This is a genomic window from Marinimicrobium sp. C2-29, from assembly GCF_038419845.1.
GTDB lineage: Bacteria > Pseudomonadota > Gammaproteobacteria > Pseudomonadales > Cellvibrionaceae > Marinimicrobium.
This window is the reverse complement of the sequence record NZ_JBCAQT010000019.1, coordinates 36,415-49,886: the sequence shown is the minus strand read 5'-3', so window position 1 is coordinate 49,886 and position 13,472 is coordinate 36,415. Positions and strand designations below refer to the sequence as shown.

The 13,472-nt window shown below is 54.1% G+C and carries 10 protein-coding genes; 5 read left to right on the top strand and 5 right to left on the bottom strand.

Annotated features, from left to right (window positions below; genetic code table 11):
• Positions 1–66: 66 nt before the first annotated feature.
• Positions 67–966: an N-acetylglucosamine kinase gene (gene nagK, locus AAE484_RS16275; RefSeq protein WP_341939488.1), complete on the bottom strand. Its 900-nt coding sequence runs from the start codon at positions 964–966 to the stop codon at positions 67–69.
• Between the two features lie 623 nt (positions 967–1,589).
• On the opposite strand from nagK, the gene AAE484_RS16270 reads away from it, so the two are divergent.
• Complete coding sequence (locus AAE484_RS16270) at positions 1,590–2,516, top strand: prenyltransferase (RefSeq protein ID WP_341939487.1); 927 nt, start codon at positions 1,590–1,592, stop codon at positions 2,514–2,516.
• Positions 2,517–2,612: 96 nt separating this feature from the next.
• Here AAE484_RS16270 and AAE484_RS16265 read toward each other — a convergent pair whose 3' ends face one another.
• The gene (locus AAE484_RS16265; protein ID WP_341939486.1) at positions 2,613–3,191 is read right to left on the bottom strand and encodes a hypothetical protein; all 579 of its coding nucleotides are present in this window, start codon (positions 3,189–3,191) and stop codon (positions 2,613–2,615) included.
• Positions 3,192–3,888: 697 nt separating this feature from the next.
• Between AAE484_RS16265 and AAE484_RS16260 the strand changes: the two genes are divergently transcribed.
• Complete coding sequence (locus tag AAE484_RS16260; RefSeq protein ID WP_341939485.1) at positions 3,889–4,686, top strand: hypothetical protein; 798 nt, start codon at positions 3,889–3,891, stop codon at positions 4,684–4,686.
• A gap of 236 nt (positions 4,687–4,922) precedes the next feature.
• Here the strand turns inward: AAE484_RS16260 and AAE484_RS16255 are convergent, their stop codons facing one another.
• Positions 4,923–5,918, bottom strand: a complete 996-nt coding sequence (locus AAE484_RS16255; protein WP_341939484.1) for a lysylphosphatidylglycerol synthase transmembrane domain-containing protein — start codon at positions 5,916–5,918, stop codon at positions 4,923–4,925.
• 2 nt (positions 5,919–5,920) lie between these two features.
• The gene (clsB, locus tag AAE484_RS16250) at positions 5,921–7,144 is read right to left on the bottom strand and encodes a cardiolipin synthase ClsB (protein ID WP_341939483.1); all 1,224 of its coding nucleotides are present in this window, start codon (positions 7,142–7,144) and stop codon (positions 5,921–5,923) included.
• 562 nt (positions 7,145–7,706) lie between these two features.
• On the opposite strand from clsB, the gene AAE484_RS16245 reads away from it, so the two are divergent.
• Both AAE484_RS16245 and AAE484_RS16240 read left to right on the top strand, forming a co-directional pair.
• Complete coding sequence (locus AAE484_RS16245) at positions 7,707–9,104, top strand: hypothetical protein (RefSeq protein WP_341939482.1); 1,398 nt, start codon at positions 7,707–7,709, stop codon at positions 9,102–9,104.
• A gap of 239 nt (positions 9,105–9,343) precedes the next feature.
• The gene (locus AAE484_RS16240) at positions 9,344–10,912 is read left to right on the top strand and encodes an ABC transporter transmembrane domain-containing protein (protein WP_341939481.1); all 1,569 of its coding nucleotides are present in this window, start codon (positions 9,344–9,346) and stop codon (positions 10,910–10,912) included.
• A 25-nt stretch (positions 10,913–10,937) separates the two neighbouring features.
• Here the strand turns inward: AAE484_RS16240 and AAE484_RS16235 are convergent, their stop codons facing one another.
• Positions 10,938–11,849: a MerR family transcriptional regulator gene (locus tag AAE484_RS16235; protein WP_341939480.1), complete on the bottom strand. Its 912-nt coding sequence runs from the start codon at positions 11,847–11,849 to the stop codon at positions 10,938–10,940.
• Between the two features lie 314 nt (positions 11,850–12,163).
• Here AAE484_RS16235 and AAE484_RS16230 point away from each other — a divergent pair, with 314 nt between their 5' ends.
• Positions 12,164–13,441, top strand: a complete 1,278-nt coding sequence (locus AAE484_RS16230; protein WP_341939479.1) for a GGDEF domain-containing protein — start codon at positions 12,164–12,166, stop codon at positions 13,439–13,441.
• Positions 13,442–13,472 lie beyond the last annotated feature (31 nt).

Genomic DNA, 13,472 nt, shown 5'->3' with positions numbered 1-13,472 from the left:
ACCGGCCTGAGTGCTCATAGTTGCCTCGCGATTGTCTTAAATTTTTATGGGCTGTCTTTTAGAAATTCATGCAATATTAGCTTTGAGGTGTCTTTGACGTGCAAACAGAATTGCGCCCTCTTCCGGAGGCCCCAGTGGTATGGAGAGATCTTTCAAGATCCCCGGTGCCAACCAACCTTCAATTCTAGCTGCCAAACCACCGATTAATGACAGCCGCCCGGGTTGGCAATCAAGAAGCTTATATGCCATAGAGCTAATATAACTGGCACCCTCCTCCACGATTTTTTGAGCCACGTCGTCTCCCTCTTCAGCTGCAGAAAAGACAAGAGGCGCCAGCTTGGCATATTCGCTCGAGGGGCGTCCGGACATCACCTCAACGATCGCAATCCCTTTCGCGCCGAGTAGCCTCGCCACTCCCTCTGTAAGATTGGTAGGTGGCCCCAATTGATCGGATGCCAGTAGCACCGCTTTGATCGCTTCCAGCCCCATCCAGGCGCCGCTGCCCTGATCACCATAGGGAAAGCCATGCCCTCCAAGGAGTCGCTCCACCCCGTTTACACGGGCATAACCTGATGAGCCCGTGCCTACCACAATCACTGCCCCATCTTCACTGTGGTGCGCTCCCATGTTAGCAATACCCAAATCTGTGGCGAGATACAGATGATCGAAAGGATGCCGCCACTCGCTGATTGACCGGTATAGGTCGGGAACATTCACACCTGCCAGCCCCACACCGGCAATTAGATGTTGAAGGGTCTCAGGGGGAAGCTGCGCATCTTTCAACGCGCGCCGCGCTGCACACTCAATGGAGTCTAAAGTCTGCTCAAAACCATGGAGTGGGTTCGCTGGACCAGCCAGAGCAGTCCCCAAAACTCGTCCGTCTGCGGTGGCGATACAAGCTTTGCACTTGGTACCACCCCCGTCAATTCCCAAATAATAGTGCTCTTCGCCTGGCGCACTGACCATAAACAACCTCTTTTTAATCAGAAGGAAAGGGCATAATTGGCCGCTTTACAAACATTTGGCTAAACGCAGCCAGAGTTCCTGACGCGCGAGAGGTTTCAGACTCTCGAAAAAAGGCGGGGCCCGCTTCCGCAAAAGCCCCGCAAATAGGAGAGCGCCAAACATACCTCGTTATGAAGAAGGATAACCAAGTTAAGACAACGTTGTCAAACAAAATTTAACGCTTAGTCATTGGCTTTTTCGCCCAGACATTCCAGCAGTGACAGGTATTTTGCCTAAGCCGCTCGCTTATAGGACCTCAGTAATTCAAAAGTCCATGGCCTAATGCTTCGAGACAGCTGGTTTATTGGGCCGTAATCAACCCGAGCTGCTATCCCGCTTTCGGAACTTCTTCTTCGGTGCTACCTCCGAGGAAGAACAGGAAAACATAATAATATCAATGTGTTACAACCTTCACCTTGGCATTCAGGTCAGTTTCCTACTTAATTGCCAAGAGATTTAATAGACTAATCCTTGAAAGCAGGGAAAAGTTTCCAACTTAAATTGTGTTCCGCGATCCCGTAAGTCGTTGATTTTATTGACGTCGTAGTTTCCAACTTAAATTGTCACTATCAACTGATTATCCTATGGCATTTTACAATCGGTACCAAACCGTTCTGGGCTCCAGCCCCGTTCAGCTGTTGCAAACAGCTCGCCCTCCTTTTCTGCTACTGGCTCCCACTTGTATTTTATTGGGCTGGGCCACCGCGGCCCGTTTTGGTCTGACCTGGAGCTGGATTGACGCCTGGCTGGCCATGCTGGGGGCGCTCGCCGCCCACGCGGCGGTCAACATCATCAACGAATACCAGGACTTTCAGTCCGGACTGGACAGCACGACGGAGCGTACGCCTTTTAGCGGCGGCAGCGGTTACCTGCCGGCCCACCCGAAGTCGGCTCCGGCGGTTCTGGTCCTTGGATTAGCCACTGTGGCATTGATGCTGGTGCTTATGGGTTGGTTTTTATGGCGCACCCAAATGGCGGTGGCCCCACTGGTTCTGGTCGGCCTCATCCTGGTGCTGGGTTATACCCGCTGGCTCACCCGAAGCGTGATTTTTTGCCTCATAGCGCCCGGGGCCGGCTTTGGCTTGTTGGTTTTGGGCAGTCATCGGGTGATCGGGGGTAACTACCCCCTCGAAGCCGTGTTGTTGACCCTGGTGGTTTTCTTTTTGGTGAATAACCTTTTGTTGCTTAACCAATTCCCTGATGTGGACGCAGACCGGGCCGCCGGGCGGAGGCACTTGTTAATCCGCTACGGCTACGGAGTTGGCGCCCGCGTGTTTCTTTGGCAAATGCTGGCTGCTTACGGCCTGCTGCTGGCCGGTGTCCTGCTCACCTTCCTGCCTCCTATTGCGCTAAGTGGCATGTTCACCGCCCCTGTGGCGTTTTGGTGTGCTCACCAGGTGTCCCGTTACGCCGCTCAACCGGAGCGACTGGGTAAGGCGATGGCAGGTAATGTGGCGGTTAGCCTCCTGACGCCTTTGCTCTTGGCCGGAGGCTTATGCCTCTGGCCGTAAAGGCATGCAATATCCACCAGCCTCTCTCTGACCGATGGCTATGCACACCGCTGGCCTCCATGCAGGGGGCAGAATCTCCGCTGCGCGCCGCGATTATTACATGCCTTCGGGCTCGTACTTTGGCATGGGGGCCATGATGTGGACATAGGGCGTATCACGCCACATGACCCAGGGGCCGCCATCGTCTGCTTCGGTAGGCAATCCTTCCAGCGTCGAATCATCCGGAACCAGAATCATCAGATGAGGTACAGGCTCCTCGATCCACTCGTTATCGGGCGTGGGTCCCTCGGCATAGGGATCCGTGTTGCTCTCCGGTGTGCCGCCTTGCAGCATGTAGCCAAAGCCCATCCTGTCAATTTTCGGCTCGCTTTTATTCATCCAGGCGTCGGCCCAGGCCAGCCAGGGTTCGTCAAGACACATGGGATCGTTCCCCGGCGTATGGGGCATGTCGGGCAGACAGGTCCACTCATTGGAGCCTTCTCGCAATAGCGTCATATCTCCTCCCTCTTCAGAAGGCCAATCTCTGATTGTGGCGCTTTCGGCGATGGAAGGGGGCGCGGCACTCATGGCGCTGCGAATTTTGCTTTCCTTGTCGGCGTGAGCCAGGCTGGACGTTGCCGCGCTCAATACCAGTAGAAGGCAGGAAACGGCAGAGGAAAAGAAAGCGTGTTGCATACTGACCTCCAGAATCTTTGGTGATGTAAATAATCTTCCCTCAATGTGACACCAAGGGTCGAAACGAAGGTGTGACATGCATTTCTTTATCTAAAAAAGCACTTAAAAGAAATGTTTTAAGAAGTTGTTCAAAAAACTGCCTCGGCAGAAACTTTTGCCTAAGCTTTAAACATTTAGTACAAACTTTCCGATTATGCAAGTGGTGTCTGGACAGCCTGATTCTTCTTGTTCATTCCGTTGATGGAGTGCCCAGCTCGGAACGATATGTATGGCAAAGAAGTCAGCGACGAAAGGATCTGGATAACCCCAATTTTGAAAGAGATGTACTTGAAACCAACATTAAAAATTTTCTCGTTATAACAACAAGAGCTAAACGGGCGTTTGACGGTTCAGTCATCTGAGCCTACTCTCAGAAATGGAAAAATATTAGGGAAGGGATATTTGTTTCTGATCCCATCTTGTGAAGACCCGAAGAAAAGCCCAGATTTCGAATGCTTTTTCGACTCTCAGCCCTCCTCCAAAGTCTTCGCTCATAGAAGCGTTTCCCTCTTTCAGAAATAGCAGATCCTAAAGATACCGATACCGACTTGGCTATTCACTTAAAATAGCGTTTTCTATTTACCGACTGGTAATGCTTACGTGAACATGGATGTATGAAACAAATCCCATTCCCATCAATTGATTGAAGGACAACATCATGAACAGAAAACATATCTTTGCAATATTCCTGTCTGGAATATTATTTTATTCCGGTTTTAGTGCAGCACAAGATCAAGAGTCTGAGGGTCAGCTTTTTGTGGTTCTGGAGCTGATGAAGGTGGATAACAGTCAGGAGAACGCTTATGCTGAAACGGAGAATTTCTGGGAGAAAATCCACCAGGAACGGGTAAAAACGGGGGCTATAGTCGGATGGCATTTTTGGTCCTTGCGCCCAGGCGGCGAACACCAGGGATACCAATATATGACCGCCACCCTCTACGACGATCCGGTCAAGATGATGGAGGGTGACGACATATTGGCTGCCCTGCAAAACGCTTACCCCGAAATGAGCGAAAAGGAGCGTAATGAGAAGTTTGAGCAAACAGCAGATTCTCGCGATCTGGGCACAAGAATGTATATGGAGCTGATCGCCAGAACAGAAGACGACTTTGAGATGAAACCAGGAATGGTCGCTTCTATGGAAATGATGAAAGCGGACCTTGAATCGTACGCTGCATATGAAACTGCGGAAATGGGCGTATTCCAGCCCTATCAGCAACAGAGGGTAGCTAGTGGAAACCTGGGAAGCTGGGTACTGCTGCGAAGCATAAGCCCCATTGGCAACGATGCCTATGCCAGTCATGTCACCGCTAATATGTACGAAGGCTGGGAGCAAGCCATGTCAGCTGAGTTCCAACCTACCGACACTGCATCCCAGGAAGATGTGGATGCCGGGCTTAAAACCCGTGATTTCAAGTTTGGGTATCTCATGGTTCTGGAGAAAATAGTCAACTAACCCAGGCAAGGCTCTCATTAGCCATAGGACTGAACCGTTTTCTGATGGGACTTCTCAAAAGCAATTAAAGAGGCGCTCAACGCCTCTTTTTTTAAATCGGCACAGCCGGCACCGACTTTCCCCAGACAACCTCCAATACGCCTGTCATTGTGCCCATTTAAAACATGTCGTCACTAACAGGGTTATAACTATAAAGATGAGGGCTCTGTGGGAATGGATACACATAGCGAACAAGTCTACGCTTCGGCAGGCTCAGATTTCCTGGGCACCATTTCAATTACCAGATACGCCGCGCCGGCGATGACCAGGGGCAATAAGTAAAAGACCACGCGATAGGCAATCAGCGCCGCCACCAGAACAGCGGGGTTTATTTCACTTCCCAACAGGGCGATAAACACCGCCTCCAGTACGCCCAGGGCACCTGGTACATGGGCAATGATCCCCGCAATGGCACTGATCAGAAGGACCCCCAACAGTGGGAAGTATCCGATTTCCGTATACAGAAAGCTGTAAATGACTGCCGCCATCAACGCCCAGTGGCTACAGGAAAGCACCAATTGAAAACCGGCGATTTTTATGGAGGGAAGAGTGATTGTCTGCCCCCGGATCTCAAGCGTCCGCTTAGGGGAAAAAAGCGACAATAGAAGATAGGAAACCACCAGTGCCAGGAACACCCCGCCCAGAATGCGTAGGCCAAGAGCGCCTATCTCCCAGCTGTTGGGCACCACTACCGCGCCACTCACAAAAACAACCCCAGCCAAGGCAATGTAACCCAACCAATTAGTGGTGATCAAAATGCCGACTATGCGTGCAATATTGCCCTTACTGACACCGTATTGAGAATAGAGACGGTAGCGGAAGCCCAAACTGCCAATCAACGCACCAAGGTTTAACGTAAAGGCACAACAAATGTACGCAATGGTCATCGTCGTTGGTACAGGAATCCGATGGCCAATCATGTAACGCGCCAGCACATCGTACCCTGAATAGGCGATGTAGGTTGATAGCGCCAACAATACGCCAGCGGCAATGTGCACCCAGGTGTAGCTGTCAAGCGCTTGCTTGACTTCGCTCCAATCAACTTCCCGTGCGTGGCTGATCAACAGCCATCCGACGAGAGCCAGAAATACGATGGTGAGTAGATTCTTTCCCCAACGCCAGAGACCTGACTTCGACCTGGCAGGTGGTCTGGAGGACCGGGAAGCTTCTTCATTTTCTGGGGCGTCAACCATGATCACACGTCTCTTTGATTTTCTTCCTGAGATAGCGCTGCGGAATCCGCAAAACTTTTTCCATCCGGGCCTATGGGAGGGAGCCAGCCGGCGAAACCCGGGAAATGGCGCGAAAGGTGATATATGACAAAGCTACCAAGCCACTTGATCATTGTTCTTCTGTAAATCCAGGATTCATTGACCTGACGCGCTTTGGCCCCGTGCATTAGGGACAAAATACGCTTGGTCAATAACTCGTTGAACTCCCGATCAATCACAAATACATTGGCCTCCAGGTTCAAAGACAAGCTGAGCGGATCCAGGTTACTGGATCCGACGGTGGACCAATCGTCGTCAATGGCGGCAATTTTACCGTGCAATTGACGTTCCCTGTACTCGTAGACCTCAACCCCCGACTCCACCAGAAAGTCGTAAAGGGTTTTAGCCGCCCTCATGGCCAGAGGCGACCCCAATTGCCCCTGAACCAGGAGTCGCACCTTTACCCCCCGACGAGCCGCACGCCGAAGCTCTCTTAGCATACGATAGCCCGGAAAAAAGTAGGGATTGGCAATGGTTATATGAGACTCTGCTTTTCGCATCCGAATCAGAAACTGCTGTTCTATATCGCTTCTGTGTCGTTCGTTATCACGGGTGACAAGTCGAACCACCAACCCACCGGTATCACTTTCCGGTTCGGGGATTTCAGGAAGATCGACGAAATCAAGCTGTTCGGGAGCGTATACCTGCGCCGCTTGTTGAACCAGATTTCGTATGTCATCGACCACTGGACCCCGGATCTCTACAGCGTAATCCTGCTTGAAACCGGCCCCGAAGTCCGAGACCTGGCTCTGAGAAATATTTATGCCACCGATGAACGCCACCTTCCCATCGACGACCATTATCTTACAATGCATACGCTTTAATATATTCAGCCTTACCCTGAACCAGGTGGGCTTGGGGTCATGCACATGGAAGCGCACCCCCGCCTCGCAAAGCTCCGCAATAAAAGCTTCGGGGAGATAATGGGATCCGTATCCATCGACCAGTACCGATATCCAGACTCCCCTCTGCGCTGCGTCAACCAATGCCCGCTTAAATTTTCGTCCGGCCGGATCGTCAAACCAAATGAACGTTTCCAGAAGAATCTCATGCGTCGCCTGATCGATATGATGAAGCATTCTGGGAAACAGCTCATCGCCATTTTCCAGTAATAAAACTCTGTTACCTTCGCGCCAACGTTTGTTCACAGGTCAACCTCCGAAGCCAAAGGGGCATGATCTGACAGATGAGCCCAGGGCCGAACAGGCAGCGTTATTGGACTGAACCCGCGAACCCCGCGCACATAAATACGATCCAGCCGAAGCATCGGAACTAGGGCCGGGAAGGTTCGTGGCGAGGGCCCGAACTCCTTCGAAAAGACATCAGTGAGTCCACAGTCATACATCACCGCTTTTCGGTGTTTCCCATCAAGGCATCCAAAACAACACTGTCACAGATTATTGCGCAGGCCTCGGTGCGTTAACGAACTTAAGGACCATAGCGTCATTGGCCACCTTCCTTTGACTGGCATCCCGGCCGTCGACTTGGGACGGCAGAACTCATGGCGCGTGGGATTGCCCGCCATATGAATTGCTGCTAAGATAATTTTTGATATTTGAGTATTTTCAATGACTTATAGGTAGTTATCTGAGGGACCTGCCCTGCTTCCCATCTAGTGTGTCCCCATCAGCTGCGGACTATTCTCTGGCCAGTGAAGCCTTCCAGCGCACTGATCCCTCTGACACCCAGGCCGAGGAGTGACTCAACACCATGAGCCAGCACCCGCAACACCCCCGCGAAAAGGCACTCACCGTCAATCTGGACAACAGCCGCTACGGCTCCTTTGCTGAAATTGGCGCGGGGCAGGAGGTCGTGCGCTGGTTTTTCCAGGCCGGCGGCGCGGCCGGCACCATCGCCAAAAGCATCTCCGCTTACGACATGGCAGTGAGCGATGCCATTTATGGCAAGTGCGCCCGTTACGTCTGTCGCGAACGGCTGGAGTCCATGCTCGGCTACGAGTATGACCTCACGCTGGAGCGTCTGGCGGTAAGCCGGGGCGAGAGCACCGCGTTTTTCTCCTTTGCCAATACCGTCTCGGCCCGCAATTATCAGGGTACCAACGAGTGTCATGGCTGGCTCGGTGTGCGCTTCCAGGCGGAGCCGGGCGCCGAGGCCAGTGAGATCATCATTCACGTGCGCATGCTCGATAACGAGAACGCGATGCAGCAGGACGCGCTGGGTCTGGTGGGCGTCAATCTGGTGTACGGCGCCTGTTATCTGAGCGATGATCCCGACCGACTGGTGCAGTCACTGCTCGATGGTCTGAGCGTGGATCGCCTGGAAGTGGATATGGTGGATTTCTCCGGCGCGGCTTTTGAGCAGGTGGACAATCGCATCATGAGCCTGCGCCTGGTGCAGCTGGGACTGAGCGGCGCTGCCATGTTTTCCGCCGGCGGCCAGGTGCTTCAGCCCTCGGAACATTTGCGCAAGAAGTCGGTGCTGGTGGAGCGCGGGCGCTTTCGTCCGGTCACCCACGTCAATATCGACATGCTCGAATCCGCATTAAAGAACATGGAAACCGAATTGGGTACCGAGCCCGGCGAGATCGTGGCCATCATGGAAATGACACTGCACAACCTCAATGCCGGGGGCGAAGTGGACCTGGACGACTTTGTCAGTCGTGCCGAGGTGCTGGAAGCGGCGGGCCATACCGTGCTCATTACCGATTATCCGGAGTACCACCGCTTGGCCAGCTACCTGAACCGCAATACCCAGGGCCACATCGGCTTCGCCATGGGCGCCCAAAGCCTGCTCGACCTGTTCGATGAGAGCTACTATCAGAAGCTGCCCGGGGGCCTACTGGAAGGTTTCGGACGACTGTTCAAAAACAAGGTAAAGCTTCATATCTACCCCTTCCGCGACACAGCCACCGGAAAACTGCTCAAGGCGGACAACCTGGAGGTGGCCGAGCGGCTACACCATCTGTATCACTATCTGCTGGATAATGGGTATCTTGCCCAGCTCGACCAGTTCAATGAAGACTATCTGGACATCTTCTCTCCGGAAGTGTTGAAACAGATCGGCTCGGGTCAATCCGGCTGGGAACACAAGGTGCCGGCGGTGGTTGCCGACCGGATCCGGCGGAAAAAGCTGTTTGGCCATCCCTGATCACAGTTGACGGTGGTCAGACTACTGGCACATCACCCGGGAGACACCTCATCAAGAGCCAACACCGCAAGGCCCTGACACTGGTCATCGACCTGATCCGCCCCTATCGCGGGGCGGTGATCTGGGCCCTGGTCGCTCTGGTCACCACCGCCGGCGTCACCCTGGGGTTAGGCCAGGGGCTGCGGATTCTGGTGGATCAGGGGCTGGCCACATAATCCCCGGAGAGTCTGGCCCGGGCCATGGGTCTGTTCTTTGTGCTGGTACTGGGGCTCGCCTTTGGATCCTTTGCGCGATTCTATCTGGTGTCCTGGATCGGGGAGCGGGTTGTAGCGGACATCCGCGTGAAGGTCTTCAACCATTTGATCGATCTTCACCCCGGCTTTTTTGAACAGAACCGGGCGCTGGAGATTCAGTCCCGGTTTACCGCCGACACCACGATTCTTCAGTCAGTCATTGGCTCCACCGTTTCGATTGCCCTGCGCAACACGCTGATGTTGATCGGCGGGCTGATTCTGCTTTTCATCACCAACGCCAAACTGGCGAGCATCATCCTGCTGGGCTTTCCCCTGGTCATCGCACCGATTCTGTTTTTTGGTCGTCGGGTGCGGCATTTATCCCGGCTCAGTCAGGATAGAGTGGCCGATGTCGGCAGCTATGTCGGTGAAAACCTGACCCAGATCAAGACGGTTCAGGCCTTCAACCACCAGCCCCACGACCAGCGCTTTTTCGCAGAGGTTTCGGAAAACGCCTTTCGCATTGCCAAAGCGCGCATTCGCCAGCGGGCCTGGCTGACCACACTGGCCATCTCCCTGGTGATGGGCGCGGTGGGCATCGTGATCTGGGTGGGCGGACTGGATGTGATCCGTGGCGCGATCACCCCGGGCGAACTGGCAGCGTTTGTGTTTTACAGCATGCTGGTGGGATTGGCCGCCGGGGCAATCAGCGAGGTCATTGGCGAGCTGCAACGCGCGGCCGGGTCGGCCGCGCGGCTGTTTGAGCTGCTGCATACCGAGCCGGAGTTACCTCGTCGAGACGATCGAGGGGATACCTCTCAAACCCTGCCGCACCCGGTTCAGGGTGAGATCCGGATCGAGCAGCTGAGCTTCAGTTACCCTGGGCGTGCGGAGCTCCCGGCCCTGTCTGATCTGACTCTGGAGGTGAAGGCCGGAGAGACACTCGCGCTGGTGGGGCCGTCCGGCGCGGGCAAGTCGACCCTGTTCGATCTGTTGCTGCACTTTTACCCGCCCGGGAACGGCCGAATTCTGATTGACGGGGTCGATACGGCGGAGCTTTCTCTGGAGGCGTTGCGCCGCTGCTTTGCCCTGGTGCCGCAAGACCCGGCACTCTTTCATGGCACCGTGGCGGACAATATTCGCTACGCACGGCCCGATGCAAGCCAGGAGGATGTCGAGCGCGCCGCCCGGATCGCCCAGGCCCATGAGTTTATCCAGCGCTTGCCCCAAGGCTATGACACAGGGCTCGGGGATGCGGGGCTCGGGCTGTCGGGCGGACAGAAGCAGCGCATCTCCATCGCCCGGGCCCTGCTGGCGGATGCACCGATTCTATTGCTCGATGAGGCCACCAGCGCCCTGGACGCCGAGAGTGAAAGCCTGATCCAGCAGGCGATGCCGGCCGTGACCGCCGGGCGCACCACGCTGGTCATCGCCCATCGGCTGGCGACGGTGAGAAACGCCGATCGTACGGCCGTGCTGGACCAGGGGCGCCTGCTCGCCGTCGGCACCCACGAGGAGCTGATGCGCGAGAACAGCCTCTATCAGCGCCTGGCGAACCTGCAATTCCGGGGGTAAGCATAATATCTCCAGGAAACACCCCTTATTGATGCTTCAATCGATTTTCAGCGAAGTACCTCCAAGCTTCTCCTAGCCTTATTGCATAGTCCTCGTGATAAAAGCTATAGAACGCCTGCGTGGCTTCGTCGGTCGCCAGAAAAGCAGAAGTTTTAAGGACTCTGTCGTAGTCCAACTGGAACTGCTCTTCCAAGAGACCAGTCATCCTATTCATCATTTCATGATAAACCTCAATCAAGCACTGAACCTGCTCCGACTCCACAGGAAGATGGATGACATTGACAAAGTCCTCAGCCCACCGGTCCCCCTCCTCTTTCAACGCTTTTGTTTCTTCGGCACTTAGCCCTCCGAGAAACTCTTCGGTGGTGCCCTCAAAACTAATGTCGAACCTGTCGTTGATCGATTTTTCATAATTCGTCAGATTCTCCTTCGGCAAGCCTTCAAACATTATTTCAAAATTCTGCTTTGACTGAATACTTTTCATAGTGACCTCAACGCTGTCAATCATGGTTTGGATTTGCTTTTGTCGTTGCCACAACACGTCTCGCTGAGAGTCGAGGAGCATTACCTGATCATCGGAACTCGAATCCAACAGTTTTGCTATTTCCTCGATGGAGAAGGCCAGGTCCCGGTAGATGATGATCTGTTGAAGGCGAACAGCGTGCTTCTGGTCATACTCCCTATAACCATTCTCTTTCCGCCAGGGCTTCAGAAGCCCCACCTGGTCGTAATGATGCAATGTCCGCACCGATACGCCCGCCAACCGGCTCAACTCACTGACACTGTAGGTCCTTTCAGGGTCCATACGGCTACTCTCATATAGGTTGTAATCATCGACGTTGAGCATCTTGAACTCTGACGTTACGTGATAGTCAAGCGCCTTTTCCCGGAAGCCGCTCCACCGTCGGCGACTCCGCCAGCCACCCTGCGGCGCCATCGAGATGCTCCAGCGCCTGAGCTGACGGTAACGTTGTCACCAATAATTCAACTATTTCAATGACTTACTGAAAAATAAGCGAGAATATTTGCAGCTTCCCACTTGATTGGTCACTATTGGCAGTCTGTGCGCACATTAAACGAATGGCACAGCCCCTCTGGCCCGGTGCGATTCCCAGCCGGGTCTCAGCACCTATGGCACTGATGAACTTTTGCGTTTCATCAAGACCATTGACCATTTGACCAAAGAGTCCTTAGCAATTCTGTCAACTTTGGGCTACGCTAGGGCATATTATATTAACGTATTAGTGGCCCATGCTGGATTCCCGATTTTTTAGTCGAACGCTGTTTGCGCTGGCGCTGGCGACTGTGCTCGCCGTGGCTGGACACTCGATTTTACCCGAGAAACATTTTGACTGGCTGCCTGACCCGGATCGGGTGGCCCATGTCTATGCAGACGACATGCACGGGGGTGCCAGCACCGCGCACTGGGTCAATGAAAGCGCGCATCATTTTCGTTGTGTCTTGCGCGAATCAGAACTTCCCTCCCCACCTTTTTGCGGCATTCACGTCCACTTCGATACCCCATCTGAGCCAACCGTTGATCTGAGCCGCTATCGCCGCGCCTATATTGATGTGGACTACAACGGGGACAACGAAAAGCTGCGCATCTATCTCACCGAGTTCGTCCCGGGGTTCACCAATCCGGATGAACCGGTGATGAGCGGTACCGCGAAATACCTGAGTGCCTATGTTCCCTCAGCCGAGACCGACGAACAGTTTGTTGTCCAGATGGGAGAGTTCCTGGTGGCCGACTGGTGGGTCAACAACAATAACGTGCCACGCGAGTTTTCTACCGCGAGCCGGAACAACGTGCTGACCTTTGGCATCGACATTGCTTATCCGTCGGCATTGGGCGAGCACGACCTGAAGATAAACCGGGTGACTTTTGTCGGCGACTGGGTGTCTGCCGAGCAATGGTATCTGGGCATTCTGGTCATCTGGGTGATCGCACTGATTGCGGTTGGCCTGGGGCGCATCATTTACCTGCGTCAAACACTTCAGAAGGAACAACAAGAGAAAGCGAAGTACCAGGAGCTCTCCAGCCACGACGCTCTGACCGGGCTGATGAACCGGCCGGGGTTGATGAACGATTATCACCGTCGCATTGACAACGACGAGAGCTGTTGGCCGGTGACGGTGATGGTTATTGATATCGATCACTTCAAACCGGTGAATGATACCTACGGGCACAGTGTGGGCGACCTCATACTCCAGCGGGTTGCTCACCGGATTCTCACCCACACCCGGGAGACCGACATCGCCGCGCGCTGGGGCGGCGAGGAGTTTGTTGTCGTACTGCCCTACACGTCCGGCAAATCGGCACTCGCTCTGGCCGAGCGCTTGCGCCAATCTGTAATGACCGCAATGCACCCCGAAGCGGGCGGGCAATCGGTCACCATCAGCATTGGTGTCTGCCAGGTAGAGCCTGGCCAGCGCTTCGAGGATGCGTTCAAGCGCGCTGACGCGGCGTTGTATCGGGCCAAAAGTGAAGGTCGAAACTGTATTGTGGTGGAGGAAGAGACCTCCTGAGCCCTCTTTAAGTACTCGCCCCATCGATTGA

Excerpts from the sequence above, each read along its gene's own strand:
- nagK (WP_341939488.1), bottom strand. The coding sequence starts at position 966 with ATGGTCAGTGCGCCAGGCGAAGAGCACTATTATTTGGGAATTGACGGG.
- AAE484_RS16270 (WP_341939487.1), top strand. The coding sequence starts at position 1,590 with ATGGCATTTTACAATCGGTACCAAACCGTTCTGGGCTCCAGCCCCGTT.
- AAE484_RS16265 (WP_341939486.1), bottom strand. The coding sequence starts at position 3,191 with ATGCAACACGCTTTCTTTTCCTCTGCCGTTTCCTGCCTTCTACTGGTA.
- AAE484_RS16260 (WP_341939485.1), top strand. The coding sequence starts at position 3,889 with ATGAACAGAAAACATATCTTTGCAATATTCCTGTCTGGAATATTATTT.
- AAE484_RS16255 (WP_341939484.1), bottom strand. The coding sequence starts at position 5,918 with ATGGTTGACGCCCCAGAAAATGAAGAAGCTTCCCGGTCCTCCAGACCA.
- AAE484_RS16245 (WP_341939482.1), top strand. The coding sequence starts at position 7,707 with ATGAGCCAGCACCCGCAACACCCCCGCGAAAAGGCACTCACCGTCAAT.
- AAE484_RS16240 (WP_341939481.1), top strand. The coding sequence starts at position 9,344 with ATGGGTCTGTTCTTTGTGCTGGTACTGGGGCTCGCCTTTGGATCCTTT.
- AAE484_RS16235 (WP_341939480.1), bottom strand. The coding sequence starts at position 11,849 with ATGGCGCCGCAGGGTGGCTGGCGGAGTCGCCGACGGTGGAGCGGCTTC.
- AAE484_RS16230 (WP_341939479.1), top strand. The coding sequence starts at position 12,164 with ATGCTGGATTCCCGATTTTTTAGTCGAACGCTGTTTGCGCTGGCGCTG.